Annotated in this window: 21 protein-coding genes; 15 read left to right on the top strand and 6 right to left on the bottom strand. The window is 72.4% G+C overall.

Features of this window, described 5'->3' with window-relative positions:
- Positions 1 to 83 precede the first annotated feature (83 nt).
- The 8 genes from KHP12_RS17250 to KHP12_RS17215 all read left to right on the top strand — a co-directional run bounded on the left by KHP12_RS17250 (position 84) and on the right by KHP12_RS17215 (position 8,429).
- The gene (locus KHP12_RS17250) at positions 84 to 2,918 is read left to right on the top strand and encodes a DNA translocase FtsK (RefSeq protein ID WP_211833141.1); all 2,835 of its coding nucleotides are present in this window, start codon (positions 84 to 86) and stop codon (positions 2,916 to 2,918) included.
- A gap of 189 nt (positions 2,919 to 3,107) precedes the next feature.
- Complete coding sequence (locus tag KHP12_RS17245; protein WP_211833140.1) at positions 3,108 to 3,938, top strand: helix-turn-helix domain-containing protein; 831 nt, start codon at positions 3,108 to 3,110, stop codon at positions 3,936 to 3,938.
- A gap of 63 nt (positions 3,939 to 4,001) precedes the next feature.
- Positions 4,002 to 5,498, top strand: coding sequence for a 30S ribosomal protein S12 methylthiotransferase RimO (rimO, locus tag KHP12_RS17240; protein WP_086883561.1), 1,497 nt, complete (start codon positions 4,002 to 4,004; stop codon positions 5,496 to 5,498).
- Positions 5,495 to 6,130 carry a CDP-diacylglycerol--glycerol-3-phosphate 3-phosphatidyltransferase gene (gene pgsA / locus KHP12_RS17235; protein WP_211833139.1) on the top strand — a complete coding sequence of 212 codons (636 nt, stop codon included), beginning with the start codon at positions 5,495 to 5,497 and terminating at the stop codon, positions 6,128 to 6,130. The genes rimO and pgsA overlap by 4 nt, the downstream gene beginning before the upstream one ends.
- Complete coding sequence (locus KHP12_RS17230) at positions 6,127 to 6,645, top strand: CinA family protein (protein WP_037958145.1); 519 nt, start codon at positions 6,127 to 6,129, stop codon at positions 6,643 to 6,645. Before pgsA ends, KHP12_RS17230 begins: the two co-directional genes overlap by 4 nt.
- A 109-nt stretch (positions 6,646 to 6,754) precedes the next feature.
- Positions 6,755 to 7,141, top strand: a complete 387-nt coding sequence (locus KHP12_RS17225) for a helix-turn-helix domain-containing protein (protein ID WP_020868033.1) — start codon at positions 6,755 to 6,757, stop codon at positions 7,139 to 7,141.
- A gap of 143 nt (positions 7,142 to 7,284) precedes the next feature.
- Positions 7,285 to 7,767 (top strand): Dps family protein, encoded by a 483-nt coding sequence (locus tag KHP12_RS17220; protein ID WP_086883563.1) that lies wholly within the window; start codon positions 7,285 to 7,287, stop codon positions 7,765 to 7,767.
- Between the two features lie 359 nt (positions 7,768 to 8,126).
- Positions 8,127 to 8,429: a hypothetical protein gene (locus tag KHP12_RS17215; RefSeq protein ID WP_211833138.1), complete on the top strand. Its 303-nt coding sequence runs from the start codon at positions 8,127 to 8,129 to the stop codon at positions 8,427 to 8,429.
- On the opposite strand, the gene KHP12_RS17210 is transcribed toward KHP12_RS17215, so the two are convergent.
- Positions 8,363 to 9,169, bottom strand: coding sequence for an Fpg/Nei family DNA glycosylase (locus KHP12_RS17210; protein WP_086883565.1), 807 nt, complete (start codon positions 9,167 to 9,169; stop codon positions 8,363 to 8,365). The two genes, KHP12_RS17215 and KHP12_RS17210, sit on opposite strands and share 67 nt — an antisense overlap.
- Positions 9,170 to 9,287: 118 nt before the next feature.
- On the bottom strand, positions 9,288 to 13,952 hold the full coding sequence (locus tag KHP12_RS17205) for an ATP-dependent helicase (protein WP_211833137.1): 4,665 nt from the start codon (positions 13,950 to 13,952) through the stop codon (positions 9,288 to 9,290).
- A gap of 81 nt (positions 13,953 to 14,033) precedes the next feature.
- Between KHP12_RS17205 and KHP12_RS17200 the strand changes: the two genes are divergently transcribed.
- Genes KHP12_RS17200 through KHP12_RS17190 form a run of 3 tightly spaced genes read left to right on the top strand, consistent with a single transcriptional unit; the run spans position 14,034 to position 15,926 of the window.
- The gene (locus tag KHP12_RS17200) at positions 14,034 to 14,885 is read left to right on the top strand and encodes an AraC family transcriptional regulator (RefSeq protein WP_210609985.1); all 852 of its coding nucleotides are present in this window, start codon (positions 14,034 to 14,036) and stop codon (positions 14,883 to 14,885) included.
- A 1-nt stretch (position 14,886) separates the two neighbouring features.
- Positions 14,887 to 15,627: an AzlC family ABC transporter permease gene (locus tag KHP12_RS17195; RefSeq protein WP_210609987.1), complete on the top strand. Its 741-nt coding sequence runs from the start codon at positions 14,887 to 14,889 to the stop codon at positions 15,625 to 15,627.
- Entirely contained in the window at positions 15,624 to 15,926 is a 303-nt protein-coding gene (locus KHP12_RS17190; RefSeq protein WP_020868027.1) for an AzlD domain-containing protein, read from the top strand. Before KHP12_RS17195 ends, KHP12_RS17190 begins: the two co-directional genes overlap by 4 nt.
- Positions 15,927 to 15,945: 19 nt before the next feature.
- On the opposite strand, the gene KHP12_RS17185 is transcribed toward KHP12_RS17190, so the two are convergent.
- Positions 15,946 to 16,941: a hypothetical protein gene (locus tag KHP12_RS17185; protein ID WP_210609989.1), complete on the bottom strand. Its 996-nt coding sequence runs from the start codon at positions 16,939 to 16,941 to the stop codon at positions 15,946 to 15,948.
- A gap of 79 nt (positions 16,942 to 17,020) precedes the next feature.
- Between KHP12_RS17185 and KHP12_RS17180 the strand changes: the two genes are divergently transcribed.
- The 4 genes from KHP12_RS17180 to recX all read left to right on the top strand — a co-directional run bounded on the left by KHP12_RS17180 (position 17,021) and on the right by recX (position 20,393).
- Complete coding sequence (locus KHP12_RS17180) at positions 17,021 to 17,215, top strand: DUF3046 domain-containing protein (protein WP_020868025.1); 195 nt, start codon at positions 17,021 to 17,023, stop codon at positions 17,213 to 17,215.
- Between the two features lie 80 nt (positions 17,216 to 17,295).
- Positions 17,296 to 18,501, top strand: a complete 1,206-nt coding sequence (locus KHP12_RS17175; RefSeq protein ID WP_086880830.1) for an AI-2E family transporter — start codon at positions 17,296 to 17,298, stop codon at positions 18,499 to 18,501.
- A 137-nt stretch (positions 18,502 to 18,638) separates the two neighbouring features.
- Positions 18,639 to 19,778: a recombinase RecA gene (gene recA, locus KHP12_RS17170; RefSeq protein ID WP_086880831.1), complete on the top strand. Its 1,140-nt coding sequence runs from the start codon at positions 18,639 to 18,641 to the stop codon at positions 19,776 to 19,778.
- A gap of 3 nt (positions 19,779 to 19,781) precedes the next feature.
- Positions 19,782 to 20,393, top strand: a complete 612-nt coding sequence (gene recX, locus KHP12_RS17165; protein ID WP_037958163.1) for a recombination regulator RecX — start codon at positions 19,782 to 19,784, stop codon at positions 20,391 to 20,393.
- Between the two features lie 67 nt (positions 20,394 to 20,460).
- Here the strand turns inward: recX and KHP12_RS17160 are convergent, their stop codons facing one another.
- The 3 genes from KHP12_RS17160 to KHP12_RS53405 form a co-directional block, all read right to left on the bottom strand.
- The gene (locus tag KHP12_RS17160) at positions 20,461 to 20,883 is read right to left on the bottom strand and encodes a rhodanese-like domain-containing protein (protein WP_086880844.1); all 423 of its coding nucleotides are present in this window, start codon (positions 20,881 to 20,883) and stop codon (positions 20,461 to 20,463) included.
- Between the two features lie 5 nt (positions 20,884 to 20,888).
- Positions 20,889 to 21,476: a cupin domain-containing protein gene (locus KHP12_RS17155; protein WP_086880832.1), complete on the bottom strand. Its 588-nt coding sequence runs from the start codon at positions 21,474 to 21,476 to the stop codon at positions 20,889 to 20,891.
- Between the two features lie 61 nt (positions 21,477 to 21,537).
- A complete protein-coding gene (locus KHP12_RS53405) occupies positions 21,538 to 21,627 on the bottom strand; it encodes a putative leader peptide (protein WP_309471148.1) in 90 nt (29 codons plus the stop codon).
- Positions 21,628 to 21,636: the final 9 nt, after the last annotated feature.

Here is a 21,636-nt window from a genome sequence, read left to right as displayed (position 1 = left end):
CAGCGGCACCGGTGTGACGTCAGTGGTGCCTGATACCCCCGCCATGCGTGCTCCGTACGGCGGACGCGGGTAATCTCGCCTCCATGGCCTCTCGTACGTCCGGCAAGGGTTCCCAGAGCACGGCGGGCACCTCGAAGAAGCGCGCCGGGCAGTCCGGAGGCGCGGCGAAGAAGGCGGCCGCCAAGAAGGCGCCCGCGAAGAAGGCACCCGCCAAGAAGTCCGCCGCGCCCGCGAAGAAGGCCGCGTCGAAGAAGGCGGCGGCGAAGGCGGCTCCCGCACCCGCCCCGAACCCCACCAGCGGCGTGTTCCGTATCGCGCGCGCCGTGTGGATGGGCATGGCGCGCGGTCTCGCGGCGATGTTCCGCGGCATAGGACGCGGCGCCAAGGGACTCGACCCGGCCCATCGCAAGGACGGCAGCGCCCTGCTGCTGTTCGCCCTCGCCCTGATCGTCGCGGCGGGCACCTGGTCCAATCTGGACGGGCCGGTCGGCAGGCTGGTCGAGATGCTGATCACCGGCGCCTTCGGCCGGCTCGACCTGGTGGTGCCGATACTGCTGGGCACCATCGCCGTCCGGCTGATCCTCCACCCGGAGCGGCCGGAGGCCAACGGGCGGATCGTCATCGGGCTCTCGGCGCTCGTCATCGGCGTCCTGGGGCAGGTGCACATCGCCTGCGGCGCCCCGGGGCGCGGCCAGGGCACCGCGGCGATGCAGGACGCGGGCGGTCTGATCGGCTGGGCCGTCTCCCGGCCGCTGATCTACCTGATGGGGGACGTGCTGGCGGTACCGCTGCTGGTGCTGCTGACCGTCTTCGGGCTGCTGGTGGTCACCGCGACGCCGGTCGCCGCCATTCCGCAGCGGCTGCGGCAGCTGGGCGTCCGGCTGGGCCTGGTGCGGGACGACGAGGACGCGTACGCGTCGGAGGCCGGGTACGACGCGGCGGAGTACGCCGACGAATGGCGCGAGACGCCCGGCAGGCGGCCTCGCAGGGCCCCGCTCGCCAAAGAGGACCCGGACGGTGCCGGAGGCCCGGAGCGGGCCGAGGAGGAGGCGCTGCGCAAGCGCCGGCGCTCGCGCCGCTCGTCGGCCACCCAACCGCCGCTCGACCGGCCCTTGGACGCGGTGGACGTGGCGGCCGCCGCGGCCGCCTCGCTGGACGGTGCCGTGCTGCACGGTGTGCAGCCCTCGCCGCTCGTCGCCGGGCTCAGCAACGGGCTTTCGGGCGAGCGCGAGGACGGAGCCGCGAGCGGCGGGGTGCCGGGCGCGCGCGACGCCGACAAGGAGTCCGGTAAGGGCGGCGCCAAGGGCAAGGCGGCGGCCGGGAAGGGCCGTACGGACGGAGCCGACGAGGCGGATCCGCAGCAGGTCCCCGATCTCACCCGGGCCGCGGTCGAGTCCGGCGCGCCGCTGCCGCCGCGCGCCGAGCAGCTCCAGCTCTCCGGCGACATCACCTACTCGCTGCCCTCGCTCGACCTGCTGGAGCGCGGCGGCCCCGGCAAGACCCGCAGCGCGGCCAACGACGCGGTCGTGGACTCGCTGACGAAGGTGTTCACGGAGTTCAAGGTGGACGCCGCCGTCACCGGCTTCACCCGCGGCCCGACGGTCACCCGCTACGAGGTGGAACTGGGCCCGGCCGTCAAGGTCGAGCGGATCACCGCGCTCACCAAGAACATCGCCTACGCGGTCGCCAGCCCCGATGTCCGTATCATCAGCCCGATCCCCGGCAAGTCGGCCGTCGGCATCGAAATCCCCAACAGCGACCGCGAGATGGTCAACCTGGGCGATGTGCTGCGCTCGGCGAATTCCGTCGGCGACGACCATCCGATGCTCGTCGGGCTGGGCAAGGACGTCGAGGGCGGCTATGTGGCGGCCAACCTGGCCACCATGCCGCATGTGCTGGTGGCGGGCGCGACCGGTTCCGGCAAGTCGTCCTGCATCAACTGCCTGATCACATCGATCATGGTCCGGGCCACGCCGGACGATGTGCGGATGGTGCTGGTCGACCCCAAGCGGGTGGAGCTGACCGCCTACGAGGGCATTCCGCATCTGATCACACCGATCATCACCAACCCCAAGCGCGCCGCCGAGGCGCTCCAATGGGTCGTGCGGGAGATGGATCTTCGCTACGACGACCTCGCGGCCTTCGGCTTCCGCCATATCGACGACTTCAACGCGGCCGTCCGCAAGGGGAAGGTGAAGGAGCCCGAGGGCAGCGAGCGGGAGCTCAAGCCCTATCCGTATCTGCTGGTGATCGTCGACGAGCTGGCCGATTTGATGATGGTCGCACCGCGCGATGTCGAGGACTCGATCGTGCGGATCACCCAGCTGGCGCGCGCGGCCGGAATCCACTTGGTGCTGGCCACCCAGCGGCCCTCCGTGGACGTCGTCACCGGTCTGATCAAGGCCAATGTGCCCTCACGACTCGCCTTCGCCACCTCCTCGCTGGCCGACAGCCGCGTCATCCTGGACCAGCCCGGCGCCGAGAAGCTGATCGGCAAGGGCGACGGCCTCTTCCTGCCGATGGGCGCGAACAAGCCCACCCGGATGCAGGGCGCCTATGTCACCGAGTCCGAGGTCGAGGCGATCGTCGCCCACTGCAAGGAGCAGATGGCACCGGTCTTCCGCGACGACGTGACGGTCGGGACGTCGAAGAAGAAGGAGATCGACGAGGAGATCGGCGATGATCTCGATCTGCTCTGCCAGGCCGCTGAGCTGGTGGTTTCCACCCAGTTCGGCTCGACGTCGATGCTCCAGCGCAAGCTGCGGGTGGGTTTCGCCAAGGCGGGGCGGCTGATGGATCTCATGGAGTCCCGGAACATCGTCGGCCCGAGCGAGGGATCCAAGGCGCGCGATGTGCTCGTCAAGCCGGATGAATTGGATGGCGTGCTCGACGTGATCCGCGGTAAGGCTCACCCATAAGGGTTTGGCGGGCAACCGTTTCCCCTACCGAAACGTCAAGTTGAGGGAGGTGGCGGAGTGAGACCCCAAAATCGTGATCGAACGGCAATCCCGATGGCGGACAAACTCCGTCCTCCCGCTTGCCCGACCCTTTCGCCCCACCCCTAGACTGAACCCCCAGCAGGTGGCTCACGCTCGAAAGGCGCCCCCGTGTCCATCGGCAACCTTCCCGAAGACGGCAACTCCCCCGAAGACGACCGGCCTTCCATCGGTCGCGCCCTCCAGCAGGCCCGTATCGCCGCGGGGCTGACCGTCGACGAGGTCAGTTCCTCGACCAGGGTGCGCACCCCCATCGTGCGGGGCATCGAGCAGGACGATTTCTCGCGCTGCGGCGGCGATGTCTACGCCCGGGGGCACATCCGGGTGCTCGCGCGCGCCGTGGGCCTCGATCCGGAGTCACTGATCGCGCAGTTCGACGCCGAGCACGGCGGCCGGCCCGCGCCGACCGCGCCGGCGCCGCTGTTCGAGGCCGAGCGGATCCGCCCCGAGCCCCGGCGGCCCAACTGGACGGCCGCCATGGTCGCGGCGATCGTCGCCGTCGTCGGATTCGTGGGCTTCACCCTGTTCCGGGGCGGCGACGGCGACGGCTCGAGCGTCGCCGAGGACCCCGCCTCGCCCAAGCCCAGCGCCTCCGCGCCCACCAACACCGCCGCCCCCTCCAAGCCCGCCACCCCGCACAAGCCCGACCCGTCCGACAGCGCCATCGCGGGCGTCCCGGCGGACAAGGTCACCGTCAAGCTGACCGCCGAGGGCGGCCAGAGCTGGATCTCCGCCCAGGACCACAACGGCCGGCTGATCCAGGAGGGCGTGCTGCGCGAGGGCGACTCCAAGACCTTCAGCGACAGCAGGCGCATCGACCTGGTGCTGGGCAACGCCGGGGCGATCAAGCTGTTCGTGAACGGCAAGGAAGTGAAGAACGTGGGCACCAGCGGGGCCGTCCAGCGGCTCAGCTACACCAAGGGAGACCCCGAGGCGGGCTGACCCGCGCGAAGATCGGCAGCCCTGGCAGCGGGGGCTGTCGTGGGGACAAAGTAGTCTGAGCGCATGCCCGAACGCCGCACCGTCGCCCTTGTCACTCTTGGCTGCGCCCGTAACGAGGTGGACTCGGAGGAGCTCGCAGGCCGCTTGGCGGCGGACGGCTGGGAGCTCGTCGAGGAAGCCGCCGACGCGGACGTCGCCGTCGTCAACACCTGTGGCTTCGTCGAAGCCGCCAAGAAGGACTCGGTCGACGCCCTGCTGGAGGCGAACGATCTGAAGGACCACGGCCGGACCCAGGCGGTGGTGGCCGTCGGCTGCATGGCCGAGCGGTACGGCAAGGAGCTCGCCGAGGCTCTGCCCGAGGCCGACGGGGTGCTCGGCTTCGACGACTACGGCGACATCTCCGACCGCCTCCAGACCATCCTCTCCGGCGGCATCCACGCCTCCCACACCCCGCGCGACCGCCGCAAGCTGCTGCCGATCAGCCCCGCCGAGCGGCAGGACGCCACCTCGGTGGCGCTCCCCGGCCACGCCCAGGACACCGCGCCCGAGGACCTGCCCGAAGGGGTGGCCCCGGCCTCCGGGCCGCGGGCCCCGCTGCGGCGCAGACTGGACAGCAGCCCGGTCGCCTCGGTGAAGCTGGCCTCGGGCTGCGACCGGCGGTGCTCGTTCTGCGCCATCCCGTCCTTCCGCGGCTCCTTCATCTCCCGCCGCCCCTCCGATGTGCTGGGCGAGACCCGCTGGCTGGCCGAGCAGGGGGTGAAGGAGATCATGCTGGTCTCGGAGAACAACACCTCGTACGGCAAGGACCTCGGGGACATCCGGCTGCTGGAGACGCTGCTGCCGGAGCTGGCCGCGGTGGACGGCATCGAGCGGATCCGGGTCAGCTATCTCCAGCCCGCCGAGATGCGTCCCGGGCTGATCGACGTGCTCACCTCGACCGAGAAGGTCGCGCCGTACTTCGATCTGTCCTTCCAGCACTCGGCGCCCGGGGTGCTGCGTGCCATGCGCCGCTTCGGCGACACCGACCGGTTCCTGGAGCTGCTGGAGACCATCAGAGGCAAGGCGCCTCAGGCCGGCGCCCGGTCCAACTTCATCGTCGGCTTCCCCGGCGAGACCGAGGAGGACCTGGCCGAGCTCGAGCGTTTCCTCAATGCGGCGCGGCTGGACGCGATCGGCGTCTTCGGGTACTCGGACGAGGACGGCACCGAGGCCGCCGGTTACGAGAACAAGGTCGACCCGGAGGTGGTCGCGGAGCGCCTGGAGCGCGTCTCGCGGCTCGCGGAGGAGCTGACCGCCCAGCGGGCGGAGGAGCGGCTCGGCGAGGTCGTGGAGGTCCTGGTGGAGGAGATCGACGACACCGGGGCGGTCCTGGGCCGCGGCGCCCACCAGGCGCCGGAAACCGATGGCCAGACGCTGCTGCGCACCGACGGGGAGCCCGAGGTGGGCCGTATGGTCGAAGCGAAGGTGATCGCGACGGAGGGAGTGGACCTCGTCGCGGAGCCGCTTGAGCCGCTGGAGCGGCAGGGCGGCGGCGCGTCCACCGGAGAGGCGGACAGATGACGGGTGTCCCGGCCTCCGCCGCGGGAGGTCACCGCCGACCGGCCGCCGCCACGGTCAGCCCGGCCGGTTTGTGGAACATCGCCAACATCCTGACCATGGTGCGGCTGCTGCTGGTGCCGGGGTTTGTGTTGTTGATGCTGCACAATGGCGGGTACGACCCGGCGTGGCGTTCGTTCGCATGGGCGGCGTTCGCCATCGCCATGATCACCGATCTCTTCGACGGTCAGCTGGCCCGCCGGTACAACCTGGTCACCGACTTCGGGAAGATCGCCGATCCGATCGCGGACAAGGCGATCATGGGTGCGGCGCTGATCTGTCTGTCAGCCCTGTCCGACCTCCCCTGGTGGGTGACGGGAGTGATCCTCTTCCGTGAGATCGGAATCACAGTGATGCGGTTCTGGGTGATCCGGATCGGGGTCATCCCGGCCAGCCGGGGCGGAAAAATGAAGACGCTCGCGCAGGGCACCGCCGTCGGGATGTACATCCTGGCGCTGACCGGGCCGCTGGCCTCGCTGCGGTTCTGGGTGATGGCCGTGGCCGTCGTCCTGACCGTGGTCACCGGCCTCGACTACGTCCGGCAGGCGATCGTGCTGCGCCGGGCGGGCCGGGCGACGGAGGAGGCCACGCGGTGAGCGACGGCGGGACGGCGGCCGATGTGCTGGCGCTGCTGGAGCGGCGCGGGCAGACCCTGGCCGCCGCTGAGTCGCTCACCGGCGGTCTGGTGGCCGCCGAGCTGACCTCGGTGGACGGCGCCTCCCGCTCCTTCCGGGGCTCGGTGACGGCGTACGCCACCGACCTCAAGCACGAGGTGCTGGGCGTGGACGAGGCCCTGCTGGCCGAGCGCGGCGCGGTCGACGCCGAGGTGGCCCGGCAGATGGCCCGGGGCGTACGGCGTGCGCTGGGCGCGGACTGGGGCGTGGCCACCACCGGTGTGGCGGGTCCCACACCCCAGGACGGCCAGCCCGTGGGCACCGTTCACGTGGCCGTCGCGGGGCCCTCGGACGCGGTGGCCGCGGCGGCGCTGCGGCTCGAAGGAGACCGCGCCGGAATCCGCGGCCAGACCGTTCATGCCGCCGTCAAGCTGCTGTTCAGCGAATTGATCGCGACGGCGGGGGCAAAGGATACGGAACAACACGACGAGATTTGATGTTTGCAGCCCTGAGTGAACACGACATCGCTCCCCGCACGGGCACAGCCGGAGGCGGTACGGTGGGGCGTGAAGGATCCGGATCCGAGGTCCGAGGAGGGAGCCAGCGATGATTCTGCTCCGTCGCCTGCTGGGTGACGTGCTGCGCCGGCAGCGCCAGCGCCAGGGCCGTACTCTGCGCGAGGTTTCCTCCTCCGCCCGGGTGTCGCTCGGCTATCTGTCAGAGGTCGAGCGCGGTCAGAAGGAAGCCTCGTCCGAGCTGCTGTCGGCCATCTGCGACGCCCTGGAGGTACGGATGTCGCAGGTCATGCGCGAGGTCAGCGACGAGCTGTCGCTCGCCGAACTGGCCGAGTCGGCCGCGTCCACCACCGAGAAGGTGCCGGCGCCCATGCGGCCCGTGCTCAACCCCGTGTCCGTGACGTCCGTGACGGGCGTCCCGGAGGAGCGGGTGACCATCAAGACGCCCAAGGAAGCCGTGGACGTGGTGGCGGCCTGAGACCGCCCGCGAAGCCAGCTCTCCGAGGCCCCGACCGGTAGCGATGCCGGTCGGGGCCTCGATGTTTGTCCGGCCGGATTCGGGTCACCCCAGAGGAAGAGAGGCAATCAAGAGGGGCCAAACGGTCGAACAGGAGGAAGTGGATGTCTGTGGTGAAGAGCCCGCTGCCGGAGGAGCACCTCAAGATCGTCGCCGACGCGCTGCAAGGCGCCCTCGTCGATCTCGTCGACCTCCACTTGGTGGGCAAGCAGATCCACTGGACCGTCGTGGGCCCGCGATTCCGCACGGTTCATCTGCAGCTCGACGATGTCGTGGCGTCGACCAGGGAGTATGCCGACACGGTGGCGGAGCGGGCCTCTGCGCTCGGAGTGCCGCCGGACGGACGGGCCCAGACGGTCGCCGCGACCAGCGGTGTCGACACGGTCAAGGACGGCTGGATCGATGACGCGGAGGCCGTCCGGACGCTCGTGGACGCCCTCGGAGCGGTGATCGGGCGGATGCGGGAGCGCATCAGGGCGACCGACGAGCCGGACCCGGTGACCCAGGACATTCTGATCGAGCTCACTCGTGACCTGGAGAAGCACCACTGGATGTTCCAGGCCGAGAACGGCGGCCATCGGGGCTAGAACGCGGCCGGTGCGGCTGAGAGGCGGACGTCGGGCCAGGCCGGATGGGCTGAGGCTGCCTCGTTCCGGCCCCTTGGCCCGCTCTGGGTGCGCCGTATCGACCGGCTGGGCAAACTGGGGGAGCACGAGTGTCCGACACGCGCCGACGTGCCTCCTGTGCGCCCTCCCGCCGTGTGCGAACAGGCGTCCAAGCGGCCTCACTGAAGTCCGGTGCGGTTCGGCGCCCCGAAGGGGCGCGGGGCTGTGCCGATATGCGGCTCCGCCGCGTGGGCGCGACCAGCCACGACGTAGCCGCGGAGGAAGGACCGCACCTCGCGCCACTTCCCGCGGAGCGCTCAGCGTCGCCGAAGGAGACAGTCATGGCAGCCGTCGGAGGGGCCGACACCCAGGGTCTCAGGCCGGTCCGATGGGTGCTCGCGCTCGCTCTGGGCGGCGTCTGGTGGTGGTCCGTACTGCGGCTGGCGGTGCAGCCGGGGGAGACCGGGCCGGTGGAGGGGGCGTTAGCGGTCGGCGGCTGGGGGCTGAGCCTGCTGCCGGTGCACTGCGGGCCCTCACCCAGAAGGGGCGGCACTCGCCGCCGGGGAGGCCCTCCGCGTCAGGACGGACCCGGCCCCCGCGGCCCCGCCTGGCAGCTCGGGCACCAGAAGGTCGAGCGCTCCTGACCCGCGCTCCCCTGGTCGGCGGCGCGCACCGGAGTACCGCAGCGCAGACAGGGCCGCCCCGGGCGCCCGTACACCCATAGCCTGCGGTCGCGGCGCGACTCGGCCGTGGTGACCCGGGCACGCCGGTTCCTGTTGGCCTCCAGGAGCTTCTTGGCCTGGGCCACCAGGCGCTCGGGGGAGGGCACCTCGCCGATCGGCAGCCAGGGCGATACGCGCAGCAGGAAGCACAGCTCGGACTTGTAGACATTGCCGATCCCGGCGAGGTTCCGCTGGTCGAGCAGCGCTTCGCCCAGGGGCCGGGAGGGATCGGCGAGCAGTCGGCGCAGCGCCTCGTCCGGGTCCCAGTCGGGGCCGAGGAGATCGGGGCCGAGATGGCCGACGACCCGGTCCTCGTCGCCGGTGCGGAGCAGTTCCAGGACGGGCAGGCGGTAGCCGACGGCGGTGTGGGCGGTGTTGGCGAGGACGGCCCGGATCTGGTGGTGCGGGCCGCCGCGCCAGCGCTCGTCCGGCCCGTACACCTGCCAGGAACCGTCCATCCGCAGATGGGAGTGGAGGGTCAGTCCGCCCTCGACACGGGTCAGCAGATGCTTGCCGCGCGGGACCACCTCGAGCACCTGGCGGCCGGTGAGGTCGGCGGTCGCCAGACGGGGAACGCGCAGGTCGCTGCGGGTGAGCGGGGAACCCGCGAGGGCCTGGTGCAGACGCTGAGCGGTCTGCCAGACGGTGTCTCCTTCGGGCATGCCATCCATGATGCCGGTGGCCGCGGGCGGGTGGGAGCGCCTGGTGATCAGGGGCGCGGGCGGAGGCCGTTGTTCAGGGGTGCGGCCGGTGGTTGGTGACCAGAGGGACGGCGGTTGATCAAGGGCGCAGGCGGAGGCCCCGTGGAGTCGGGTGGAAGCCCGCCGATTCCAGGAGCTTGCCGATCGGGGACGAGAGCGCCTGGGCGCCGTTGACGCGCTCGACGGTGACGGAGCCGAGCGCCCCCGCGCGGGCGGACTCGGCCAGCGCCTCCACCGCCGTCCACAGCCGGGCGTCGTCCTCGGGGGACGCGGCCTCGGCCTCGCCCGAGGGCCAGGCGAGCAGGGTCTTGCCGCCGCGTTCCATGTAGAGCGTCAGCTCCCCGTCGACGAGCACCACCATCGCTCCCGCCTTACGGCCGGGCCGGTGGCTCGCGTCGGCGGGCGGATCGGGCCAGGGGAGAGCGGCGCCATAGGCGTTGGCGGGGTCGGCCGAGGCGAGCACGAAGGCACGCCGGGACTGCCCGCGCGGTCCGTCGAAGGCGGGTGCCGCAGCGCGGTCGCGGGCCGTGCTGACCGCGCGCAGCCGGTCCACCGCGCCGTCCATCGCGAACTGGGCGGCGCCCAGCCCCTCGATCACATAGCCGCGGCGCGCCTGGCCGGACTCCTCGAACGCGGACAGCACCCGGTAGGCGGCGGAGAAGCCGCCCTCGACCCCCTCGGCGGCGACCGCCCCGCGGGTGACCACGCCGTGCCGGTCGAGCAGGGTGCGCGCCAGGGCGTGGGCGCGGTGGGTGGGCTCGGGCTCGCGCTCCGGCAACAGGGACCAGCGTCCGGCGACGGTGGGCGGGCCGTTGCGCGACGCCGCCGGTCGGCCGGTGCGGCCCGTAAGGCCGCCATAGCGCCCCCGGGGGACCGTGCGCTTGGCGCGGTGGGCCGTGGAGCCCGCCGTACGGCCCGAGCCCAGCAGGGAGCGCAGCGGGGCGAGGGTGTCACCGGTGACCCGGCCCGCCCAGACCAGGTCCCACAGGGCCTCGGCGAGCTCGGGATCCAGGAACTCGTGCCCGGCGGCGCGGGCCTGCTCGGCGATCTGGCGGAAGAACAGCCCGTACCCCCCGGCCAGGGAGTCGAGGACGGCCTGGTGGAGCGGGCCCGCCTCGAGGGGGTGCGGGGTGTGCAGCAGCAGCGGGGCGGTGTCGGCCAGGTGCAGGGTGACCCAGCCGTCCTTGCCCGGCAGCGCTCCCGCTCCGGCCCAGACGACCTCCCCGGAGGCGCTGAGCTCGTCGAGCATCGTGGGGGTGTAGTCGCTCACCCGGGACGGCAGGACCAGCTTCTCCAGGGCGGAGGCCGGGACCGGCGCGCCTTGGAGCTGCTCGACCGCGCGCACCAGCCCGTCGATACCACGCAGGCTGTGGGTGCCCAGATGCTGCCACTGCGGGAGGAAGGCGGCGAGCGCCGAGGGCGGCACGGGCTCCAGCTCATGGCGCAGCGCGGCCAGGGAGCGGCGCCGCAGGCGGCGCAGCACGGCGGCGTCGCACCATTCCTGGCCCAGCCCCGACGGGTGGAACTCGCCCTGGACGACGCGGCCGCCCGCGGCCAGTCCGTGCAGGGCGCCCTCGGTGACGGCCGCGCCCAGGCCGAAGCGGGCGGCCGCCTGGGCCGAGGTGAACGGGCCGTGGGTGCGGGCGTAGCGAGCCAGAAGATCGCCGAGGGGGTCCTTGACCGGCTCGGTGAACGCCTCGGGGACGCCGACCGGCAGAGCCGTGCCGAGCGCGTCCCGCAGCCGCCCCGCGTCCTCCACCGCGGCCCAGTGGTCCTCACCCGCGATCCGGACCCGGATGGCGCGCCGGGCCCCGGCCAGGTCCTCGGCCCACCCGGGCTCGGCACCGCGCTCGGCCAGCTCGGCGGCGGTGAGCGGGCCGAGCACCCGCAGGGCGTCGGCCACGCCCTCGGCGTCCTTGATCCGGCGGTCCTCGGTGAGCCACTGGAGCTCCTGCTCCAGCTCGGCCAGGACCTCGGCGTCGAGCAGCTCGCGCAGCTCGGCCTGGCCCAGGAGCTCGGCCAGCAGCCGCGAGTCCAGGGAGAGGGCGGCGGCGCGGCGCTCGGCGAGCGGGGAGTCGCCCTCGTAGAGGAACTGCGCCACATAGCCGAAGAGCAGCGAGCGGGCGAAGGGGGACGGCTCCGGGGTGGTCACCTCCACCAGCCGGACCCGGCGGGCCTCGATGTCGCCCATCAGCTCGGTGAGGCCGGGGACGTCGAAGACGTCCTGGAGGCATTCGCGGACCGCTTCGAGGACGATCGGGAAGGATCCGAACTCGCTCGCCACCTGGAGGAGCTGCGCGGCGCGCTGGCGCTGCTGCCACAGCGGGGTGCGCTTGCCGGGGTCGCGGCGGGGCAGCAGCAGGGCGCGGGCGGCGCATTCGCGGAACCGGGAGGCGAACAGCGCCGAGCCGCCGACCTGGTCGGTGACGATCTGGTTGATCTCGCCCTTGTCGAACGCGACATCGGCCGCGCCCACCGGGGACTGCTCGGTGTCGTACTCCACGCCCTGGCGCGTCGGGTCCGCGTCGAGGAGGTCGAGGCCCATGAGATCGGCGTCGGGCAGCCGCAGCACGATGCCGTCGTCGGCGTGCATGACCTGGGCGTCGATGCCGTACCGCTCGGAGAGGCGGGAGCCCAGGGCGAGCGCCCAGGGGGCGTGGACCTGCGCGCCGAAGGGGGAGTGGACCACCACGCGCCAGTCGCCCAGCTCGTCGCGGAACCGCTCCACCACGATCGTGCGGTCGTCCGGCACATGGCCGCAGGCACGGCGCTGCTCGTCCAGATACCCGATGACGTTCTCGGCGGCCCAGGCGTCCAGACCGGCGGCCAGCAGCCGCAGCCGGGCGTCCTCCGGCTGGAGCGCGCCCACCTCGCGCAGGAACGCGCCCAGGGCGCGGCCCAGCTCCAAGGGGCGGCCGAGCTGGTCGCCCTTCCAGAAGGGCAGCCGGCCGGGGACGCCGGGGGCGGGGGAGACCAGGACCCGGTCGCGGGTGATGTCCTCGATCCGCCATGAGGTGGTGCCCAGGGTGAACACATCGCCCACCCGCGACTCGTAGACCATCTCCTCATCGAGTTCCCCGACCCTGCCGCCGCCCTTCTTGGGGTCGGCGCCCGCCAGGAAGACGCCGAAGAGCCCGCGGTCGGGGATGGTGCCGCCGGAGGTCACCGCGAGCCGCTGCGCCCCCGGGCGGCCGGTGACCGTATGGGCGACGCGGTCCCACACCAGGCGCGGCCGCAGCTCCGCGAAGGCGTCGGAGGGGTAGCGGCCCGCGAGCATGTCGAGAACCGAGGTGTACGCCGACTCCGGGAGCGAGGCGAACGGCGCGGCGCGGCGGACCAGGGCGAGCAGCTCGTCCACGTCCCAGGTGTCCATGGCGGTCATGGCGATCAGCTGCTGGGCGAGCACGTCCAGCGGGTTGGCGGGCACCCGCAGCGACTCGATGGCCCCCTCGCGCATCCGCTCGGTGACCACCGCGGCCTGCACCAGATCGCCGCGGTACTTCGGGAAGACGACGCCGGTCGAGACCGCGCCCACCTGGTGGCCCGCCCGGCCCACCCGCTGGAGACCGGAGGCCACCGAGGGCGGCGACTCGACCTGGACGACCAGGTCGACGGAGCCCATGTCGATGCCGAGCTCGAGGCTGGAGGTGGCGACGACGGCGGGCAGCCGACCCGCCTTGAGGTCCTCCTCGACCAGCGCCCGCTGCTCCTTGGACACCGAGCCGTGGTGCGCGCGGGCCAGCAGCGCGGGCGCGCCCCGGGCCGCACCGGCCTCGGCCATCACCTCGGCGGGGGAGTGGTCCTCGGGCAGGGCCTCACCGGTGGCCCGCTCGTAGGCGATCTCGTTCAGCCGGTTGCACAGCCGCTCGGCCAGCCGGCGGGAGTTGGCGAAGACGATGGTGGAGCGATGGGCCTGGACCAGGTCGGTGATCCGCTCCTCCACATGGGGCCAGATCGACGGCCGCTCGCCCGCCTCGCCCTCCTGGGCGGGGGCGCCGCCCAGCTCGCCCAGATCCTCCACCGGCACGACCACCGACAGGTCGAACTCCTTGCCCGAGGGCGGCTGGACGATCTCCGCCTTGCGCCGAGGCGACAGGAACCGCGCCACCTCGTCCACCGGCCGCACGGTCGCGGACAGGCCGATGCGCCGGGCAGGGCGCTCGAGCAGCTCGTCGAGGCGCTCCAGGGACAGCGCGAGATGGGCCCCCCGCTTGGTGCCCGCGACGGCGTGGACCTCGTCCAGGATCACGGTCTCCACCCCGCGCAGCGCCTCCCGGGTGGCGGAGGTGAGCATCAGGAACAGGGACTCGGGGGTGGTGATGAGGATGTCCGGCGGGCGGGTGGCCAGGGCGCGGCGCTCGGCGGCCGGGGTGTCGCCCGAGCGGGTGCCCACCCGGATCTCCGGCTCGGGCATGCCCAGCCGGACCGCCTCCTGGCGGATACCGGTCAGCGGGCTGCGCAGATTGCGCTCGACGTCCACCGCCAGGGCCTTCAGCGGGGAGACATAGAGCACCCGGCAGCGCTTCTTCGCCTCGGCGGGCGGCGGCTCACCGGCCAGCCTGTCCAGGGCCGCCAGGAAGGCGGCCAGGGTCTTGCCCGAGCCGGTGGGGGCGACGACCAGGACGTCCGAGCCCGCGCCGATCGCCCGCCACGCGCCCTCCTGCGCGGGCGTGGGCGCGGTGAAGGCACCCGTGAACCATCCGCGGGTGGCCGGGGAGAAACCGTCGAGCGCCGAGCCTGCCATGCCCTCCATCGTGCACCGCACCTCTGACAATGGACGGAGCCGCAGGTCAGAGGGGGCCCGGGCGGGGCGCACAATGGTGCCATGGCGAACCGGGAGAGCGCGCGGCACTGGCGGTACCCCCAGCTTCCGGGCGTCGATCTGCTGCGCGCCCGCTACATCCACAAGACCTTCGTCTGGCACACCCACGAGAGCTTCGTGATCGCCGCGATCACCGAGGGCGTCGAGGAGTTCCACCACCGCGGCGCCATCGAGCGCACCGGGCCCGGCGGGCTCGCGCTCATCAACCCCGAGGTGCCGCACACCGGACAGGCCGGGGCGCCCGAGGGGTGGGCGTACAGCGTGCTGTACCCGGCCACGGACCTGGTCGCCGGTATCGCCGCCGAGACGACCACGCTCCGGGGCACGGCCGGGTTCCGGATCCCCACCGTCGACGATCCCCAGGGAGCGCGGCTGGTCACCGCGGTGCACCGGGCCGCCGAGGAGGGCAACGCGCTCGCCGCCGACAGTCTGCTGCGCATCGCGCTCGCCCGGCTGCTGCGCGACCACGGCGGCCCGCTCCCCGAGCGCACGGCGCGCACCGCGGGTGCGCGTACCGCGGCGCGCGCCCGCGCGATCCTCGAGGAGCGGATGGCCGAGCCGCCGTCCCTGGAACGGCTTGCGGCCGAGCTGGGCACCGGTCCCTTCGCCCTCCTGCGCGCCTTCCGCGCGGTCTACGGGATGCCGCCGCACACCTGGCTCACCGACGCGCGGGTCCGCCGGGCCCGTCGGCTGCTGGACGCCGGGAGCGCGCCCGCCGAGGTGGCCGTCGCCGTCGGCTTCACCGACCAGTCCCATCTGAACCGTCACTTCACCCGGATCGTGGGGGTGCCACCGGGCGCCTACCGGCGCGAGCGCGCAAGAACGTACAAGACCGGAGTCGAAGCGCTCTCTTAATGTGCGCGCTGTGTCAGAACAGATAGAGATACCAACCGATCCCGCCGCGCCTCCGGCGGACTCGGCCGTCGTCCGTGACGCCCTGGGCGTCGGTGTGGCGGTGGGGCTCTCCGGCTTCGCCTTCGGGGTGACCTCGGCGGGCGCCGGGCTCGGCCTGCTCCAGACCTGCGCGCTCAGCCTGCTGGTCTTCACCGGGGCGTCGCAGTTCGCCCTCGTGGGCGCGCTGGCGGCGGGCGGCAATCCGTTCACCGCCGCCGCCGGGGCGTTCTTCCTCGGGGTGCGCAACGCCTTCTACGGGCTGCGGCTGTCCGGGCTCCTCGGGCTGCCGCGCGCGGTGCGCCCCCTGGCGGCCCAATGGGTCATCGACGAGACCTCGGCCGTCGCCCTGGCCCAGCCCGACCGGCGCACCGCACGCCTCGGCTTCACCGTCACCGGGCTGACGCTGTACGCCCTGTGGAACCTCACCACGCTGATCGGCGCCCTGGGGGCGTCCGCGCTCGGCGACACCGACGCCTGGGGCCTGGACGCCGCCGGGCCCGCCGTCTTCCTCGCCCTGCTGGCCCCCATGCTCAGCGGCACCGTCGAACGGGCCGTGGCCGGTCTCGGCGTCCTACTGGTGCTCCTGTGCCAGCCGGTGCTGCCCGCCGGGGTCCCGGTCCTGGTGGCGGCGCTCGCCGCTCCCGTCGTCCTTACGGTGCACGGGCGCATGGCGCGCGACGCGGAGCCGGGTGAGCGCCGATGACCACCTGGATCGCCATCGGCGTCACCGCTGCGGGCTGCTACCTGGTCAAGCTGCTGGGCCTCTCGGTGCCCGCCGGGGTCCTGGAGCGCCCGCTGGTCAGGCGTCTGGCCGCGCTGTTGCCCGTGGCCCTGCTGGCCGCGCTCACCGCCCAACAGACCTTCAGCGACGGCCGGCACCTCCTCCTGGACGCGAGGGCGGCCGGGCTGGGGGCGGCGGCGCTCGCGCTGGTACTCCGCGCCCCCTTCCTGGTGGTGGTCGCCGTGGCCGTCGCCGTCACGGCCGGTGTCCGGGCCCTGTGACCGCCCCGGACGCCCGCGCTCAGATCCGCCGTCCGTAGGCCCGCAGCGTCAGCAGCGCCTCGATGGTCGCCACCGAACGCCACTCCAGCGTGGCCCCCGGCGTCCAGGCACGCCGGTGCGGCGGCCAGCCGCCGTCCTCCTGCTGGGCGGCCACGAGCGCGTCCAGGGACCGCTCCACCTCGGCGTCGGTGAACCACCGGCGCGCCGGGGAGCCGGGCGTACGAGCGATGTCGTGCACCTGGAGGGGCTCACCGGGCCCCGGCGGCAGGGGGCGGTCCTCGGCGGGCTCGGGGACCGGGGACGGCACGATCAGCCGCTCCTCCCGCACCCGGCGGCCGAGCCGCTCGGCCGCCGCCTCGGCGCGGGCCCGGTCCGGTGCCCCGTCGAGGAAGGCGACGGCCGCGGCGACCTCGTACGGACGCATCGCCGCGCCGCCCTCCGCGAGGGCGGCGACCGCCGCCCAGCAGAAGTCCGTGGCCCGGAAGAGCCATGCGTGCCACACCTCGTTGCGGTGCAGCAGCCCCACCACCGGCCCGGTGGTCAGCAGATCACCGCGCGGATCATCCGCCGACGGGACCCAGGGGGCCGCCGGATAGCCGTGCGGGGAGGGGTGGCAGACGGGCAGCGCGCCGTCCGGGGTGGACACGGACGTCAGATAGCGGCACAGGCGCTCCACCCGCTGCCCGCCGCACCGGCCGATCCCGTCGAGCACCCGTAAGGCGTGCACGGCATGCGGCGGCTGGCTCACCGGGCCGCGCAGATCCGGATCCAGCGCATGGCCGTAGCCCCCGTCGGTCCCCAGGTACGCGGTCAGCGCGGTCTCGACCGCCTCGGCGCCGCCGTCCAGGAAGTGATACGCGAATCTGCGCTGCTCCAGCACGCGGGCGGACAGCCAGACGAACCGCTCGGCGCGGGCGAGCGCGGAGGACCCGGCCGGCCGGGCCGGCTCGGCGGGCCCCGGCGTGGGCAAGGGGGGCGACGACGGCGAGGAGGGGAGGCTTGCGGATCGATCCATGGGACAGACCGTAGGCCGCGAGACACGGTCCGTAGGGGGCTCACGCACTGGTGCACCCCGGGAGCGCGATACTGGTCACATGCGGTTGACGGACTTCTGGCAGCGAATGGCGAACCACTTCGGCGAGGCGTACGCCGACTCCTTCGCGCGCGATCATGTGATGTCGCAACTCGGCGGCCGGACGGTGCACGAGGCGCTGAGGGACGGCTGGGAGGCCAAGGACGTCTGGCGCGGGGTCTGCGCCGCGATGGAGATCCCCGAGAGCAGGCGCTGAGCAGTTCCCCGGGCACTCCGGACGCATCAGCTTCCCGGGGTGGCCGGATTTCTTCGACCGGTGTACGCCACACTTGCTCCGTGGCCCCGACCGAAGAGACCCTCTCCTCCGACGCCGACGACAACCCGAGCGCCGCTCGGGCCTCCTCGGAATCCCCGCAATCCGCCGCGCGCATGCCGCGCTGGCTGCCACGCGCCATGGTCCTCGCCCTCGCGCTGGTGGCCTGTTACCGCCTTGCGACCTGGGCCTTCGACCAGCTGACCGGGCTGCTGCTGAACATCCTGATCGCGTTCTTCCTGGCGCTCGCGATCGAACCGGCCGTGGACCGGATGGCCGCCCGCGGCATGCGCCGCGGGCTGGCCACCGGGCTGGTCTTTCTCGCCATCCTCGTCGGCACCGCAGGCTTCTTCACCCTGCTCGGCTCGATGCTCGCCGACCAGATCATCACCATGGTCCAGGACTTCCCGAAGTACCTCGATGACGTGGTCAGCTGGATCAACGACACGTTCCATACGCATCTCTCGCGTCTGGAGATTCAGGACAGCCTGCTGCACTCCGACTGGCTCCAGAGCTACGTCAAGAACAGCGCCGACAATGTGCTGGACATCTCCACTCAGGTGCTCGGCGGGTTGTTCAAGACGCTGACGGTGACCCTGTTCGCCTTCTACTTCGCCGCCGACGGACCCCGGCTGCGCCGCGCCCTGTGCTCGGTGCTGCCGCCGACCCGGCAGGTCGAGGTGTTGCGCGCCTGGGAGATCGCGGTCGCCAAGACCGGCGGCTACATCTACTCCCGCGGGCTGATGGCCCTGATCTCCGGTGTCGCCCACTACATCCTGCTGGAGGCCCTGGGCGTGCCCTACGCCCCGGCGCTCGCCGTCTGGGTGGGGCTGATCTCGCAGTTCATCCCGACCATCGGCACCTACCTGGCCGGGGCCCTGCCGATGCTGATCGCGTTCACCATCGAGCCCTGGTACGCGCTGTGGGTCCTGATCTTCGTCGTGATCTACCAGCAGTTCGAGAACTATCTGCTCCAGCCGAGGATCACCGCCAGGACGGTGGACATCCACCCGGCCGTGTCTTTCGGATCGGTGATTGCGGGCACCGCACTGCTGGGCGCGGTGGGCGCGCTGATCGCGATTCCGGCGACCGCGACGCTTCAGGCGTTCCTCGGCGCGTACATCAAGCGCTATGACGTGACCGACGATCTGCGGGTGCACGGGCGCACGCGGCGGCGCGGATTCTCGGCCCTCGCGCGGATGCGCGCCGCGCTGGCGCGGCGTGGTTGACACAAAAATCGAACATCCATTCTCATGGAGGGCTCCGGCAGTTATCCACAGGCCGAGGACGTCAGGGCCGCTTGTCAGTGGCAGGCGCTAGCGTCTTGGACGTGAAGCGATCGACTCAAGCAAACCGGGTGGGACCCATGGCAGGAACCGACCGCGAGAAGGCCCTCGACGCCGCGCTCGCACAGATTGAACGGCAATTCGGCAAGGGCGCCGTGATGCGCATGGGCGACCGGCCGAACGACCCCATTGAGGTCATCTCCACCGGGTCGACCGCGCTCGACGTCGCCCTCGGCGTGGGCGGCCTGCCGCGCGGCCGCGTGGTGGAGGTCTACGGCCCGGAGTCCTCGGGTAAGACGACCCTGACCCTGCACGCGGTGGCCAACGCCCAGCGGGCGGGTGGCACGGTCGCCTTCGTGGACGCGGAGCATGCCCTCGACCCGGACTACGCGCAGAAGCTCGGCGTGGACACCGACTCGCTGATCCTGTCCCAGCCGGACAACGGCGAGCAGGCGCTCGAGATCGTGGACATGCTGGTCCGCTCCGGCGCTCTCGACCTCATCGTCATCGACTCCGTCGCCGCCCTGGTGCCGCGCGCGGAGATCGAGGGTGAGATGGGCGACTCCCACGTCGGTCTCCAGGCCCGGCTGATGAGCCAGGCGCTCCGCAAGATCACCAGTGCGCTGAACCAGTCCAAGACCACCGCGATCTTCATCAACCAGCTGCGCGAGAAGATCGGCGTCATGTTCGGCTCCCCGGAGACGACGACCGGTGGCCGGGCGCTGAAGTTCTACGCCTCGGTCCGCATCGACATCCGTCGCATCGAGACCCTCAAGGACGGCACCGACGCGGTCGGTAACCGCACCCGCTGCAAGGTGGTCAAGAACAAGGTCGCGCCGCCCTTCAAGCAGGCCGAGTTCGACATCCTCTACGGCCAGGGCATCAGCCGCGAGGGCGGTCTGATCGACATGGGCGTTGAGCACGGCTTCGTCCGCAAGTCCGGTGCCTGGTACACCTACGAGGGCGACCAGCTCGGCCAGGGCAAGGAGAACGCCCGCAACTTCCTGAAGGACAACCCCGATCTCGCCAATGAGATCGAGAAGAAGATCAAGGAAAAGCTCGGCATCGGGGTGAAGCCCCAGGACCCGGCCGCCGCGGAGCCCACCGCGGACGCGGCGGGTGCCGCGGGCGTGGCCACCGCCGCGCCAGCGAAGGCCGTAGCCGCCCCGGCGGCCAAGTCCGGGGCGAAGGCGGCCAAGACCGCCGCGGCCAAGAGCTGATCCATGACACGGCGGACCGAATGGCCGGACGGCCCAGGCCGTCCGGAGCGCCCGGACCGTCCGGACAGCGGCGCCCCCTCCTTGTCGAGGGCCGAGCAGGGGCCGCCGCCGGGCCCGGAGGAGCAGGCGCGGGCGATCTGCCTGCGCCTGCTCACCGGGACCCCGCGCACCCGTAAGCAGCTTGCGGACGCGCTGCGCACCCGGGGCATCCCCGATGACGCCGCACAGGAGGTGCTGTCCCGGTTCGAGGACGTCGGGCTCATCGACGACGCGGCGTTCGCGGAGGCGTGGGTGGAGTCCCGGCACCACGGCCGGGGGCTCGCCCGGCGGGCGCTCGCCCGGGAGCTGCGCACCAAGGGCGTGGACTCCGCCCTGATCGACGACGCCGTGGGGCAGCTCGACGCCGATCAGGAGGAGCGGACCGCGCGCGAACTGGTCGAGCGCAAGCTGAGGGCCACCCGTGGCCTGGACCGGGAGAAGCGGATACGCCGTCTCGCCGGGATGCTGGCCCGCAAGGGCTACTCGGAGGGGCTGGCGCTGCGGGTGGTGCGGCGTGCGTTGGAGGAGGAGGGCGAGGACCCGGAGCTGCTGGAGCATCACCTTCCCGACCTCTGAGAGGCCCGGTGGCTCTTGAGAGGCCCCCTGGCTCCGTCTCGGGACGGTGAGGGCGGGTGACGGCCCCTCAGCTCACCGGGAGGCCCGCCGCTCGCCACGCTTGGAAGCCGCCGATCAGATCGGTCGCCCGCGCCAGTCCCAGCCGACGCAGCGAGACCGCGGCGAAGCTGGACGCGTAGCCCTCGTTGCACACCACGACGACCCGTAGATCGTGGTGGGTGGCCTCGGGCAGCCGGTGGTCGCACTGCGGGTCGAGGCGCCACTCCAGCTCGTTCCGCTCCACGATCAGCGCCCCCGGGATGGTGCCGTCGCGCTCCCGCAGCGCCGCGTACCGGATGTCCACCAGCAGCGCGCCCTCCACCTGCGCCGCCGCGGCATCGAGGGGCTCCAGCCGGTCGAGTTCCTCGCGGGCCTCGGCCAGCAGCTCGTCCACGCTCCGCTTGGTCGTGTTGGTCCTGTTGCTCGTGTTGGTTCTGTTGCTCGTGCCCATCCTGTTCATCCCCACTCCTCGGGCCGCTCGACCTGCTCCAGCCGCAGCGTCTGACCGGTACGGCTGTAGCGCCGCATGAGCGGCAGCGGCGGATAGTAGGCGTGCACCGACACCGCATGCTCGGTGTCGGACGGGTTGATCACCTCATGCACATGATGCGGTCCGAAGGCCCGGCCCTGCCCGGCGGGCAGCCGCCGTTCGCGGTCCACACCGTCGGCCAGCTCCAGGGTCTTCCAGCCCTCGGTGGGCAGACGCGCGGCGAGTGACTGCTCGTTGAGCTCACCGGCCGCCGAGACGAAGGCGCCATGGGAGCCGCCGTGGTCGTGCCAGCCGGTGCCGGTGCCCGGAGGCCAGCCGATCAGCCAGGCCTCGCTGCCGCCCGGTCCGTCGAGGCGCAGCCAGGTGCGGCCCTCCGGATCGAGCGGCAGCGAGGCGACGAGCTCGGCGTCGGCGGCGGTCCGGCGGGCGAAGTCGAGCAGTTCTGCGGCGCTGGGCGGGGCGACGGGCCCGGATGCGGGGTCCGTACCGGGGTCCGTGACGAGGCCCGCGGAGAGGTGCGTGGGACTGGAGGGGGAAGTGCGTACGTCGGGCACAGAGAACCGTCCTGAATGATCGCGAAAGGGGCGCGGCCGTGCCGCGCGGGAAGGAAGCGGATCAACAGGACGGACGACAGACACAGCCCGCGTAGCGGACCAGGTCCAGATGGACCCTCCGCCAGAAGCGAGGCAAGCAAGTGTCAGTCACGCTGCGAAG

The sequence above is a fragment of the Streptomyces asiaticus genome (genome assembly GCF_018138715.1).
GTDB classification, from domain to species: domain Bacteria; phylum Actinomycetota; class Actinomycetes; order Streptomycetales; family Streptomycetaceae; genus Streptomyces; species Streptomyces asiaticus.
Note: the sequence above shows the minus strand (reverse complement) of the source record. Positions and strands in the feature narration are given on the sequence as shown.

Coding starts and splice junctions, on each gene's coding strand:
- KHP12_RS17250 (WP_211833141.1), top strand. CDS start 84: ATGGCCTCTCGTACGTCCGGCAAGGGTTCCCAGAGCACGGCGGGCACC.
- rimO (WP_086883561.1), top strand. CDS start 4,002: ATGCCCGAACGCCGCACCGTCGCCCTTGTCACTCTTGGCTGCGCCCGT.
- pgsA (WP_211833139.1), top strand. CDS start 5,495: ATGACGGGTGTCCCGGCCTCCGCCGCGGGAGGTCACCGCCGACCGGCC.
- KHP12_RS17225 (WP_020868033.1), top strand. CDS start 6,755: ATGATTCTGCTCCGTCGCCTGCTGGGTGACGTGCTGCGCCGGCAGCGC.
- KHP12_RS17220 (WP_086883563.1), top strand. CDS start 7,285: ATGTCTGTGGTGAAGAGCCCGCTGCCGGAGGAGCACCTCAAGATCGTC.
- KHP12_RS17215 (WP_211833138.1), top strand. CDS start 8,127: ATGGCAGCCGTCGGAGGGGCCGACACCCAGGGTCTCAGGCCGGTCCGA.
- KHP12_RS17210 (WP_086883565.1), bottom strand. CDS start 9,169: ATGCCCGAAGGAGACACCGTCTGGCAGACCGCTCAGCGTCTGCACCAG.
- KHP12_RS17205 (WP_211833137.1), bottom strand. CDS start 13,952: ATGGCAGGCTCGGCGCTCGACGGTTTCTCCCCGGCCACCCGCGGATGG.
- KHP12_RS17200 (WP_210609985.1), top strand. CDS start 14,034: ATGGCGAACCGGGAGAGCGCGCGGCACTGGCGGTACCCCCAGCTTCCG.
- KHP12_RS17190 (WP_020868027.1), top strand. CDS start 15,624: ATGACCACCTGGATCGCCATCGGCGTCACCGCTGCGGGCTGCTACCTG.
- KHP12_RS17185 (WP_210609989.1), bottom strand. CDS start 16,941: ATGGATCGATCCGCAAGCCTCCCCTCCTCGCCGTCGTCGCCCCCCTTG.
- KHP12_RS17180 (WP_020868025.1), top strand. CDS start 17,021: ATGCGGTTGACGGACTTCTGGCAGCGAATGGCGAACCACTTCGGCGAG.
- recA (WP_086880831.1), top strand. CDS start 18,639: ATGGCAGGAACCGACCGCGAGAAGGCCCTCGACGCCGCGCTCGCACAG.
- recX (WP_037958163.1), top strand. CDS start 19,782: ATGACACGGCGGACCGAATGGCCGGACGGCCCAGGCCGTCCGGAGCGC.
- KHP12_RS17160 (WP_086880844.1), bottom strand. CDS start 20,883: ATGGGCACGAGCAACAGAACCAACACGAGCAACAGGACCAACACGACC.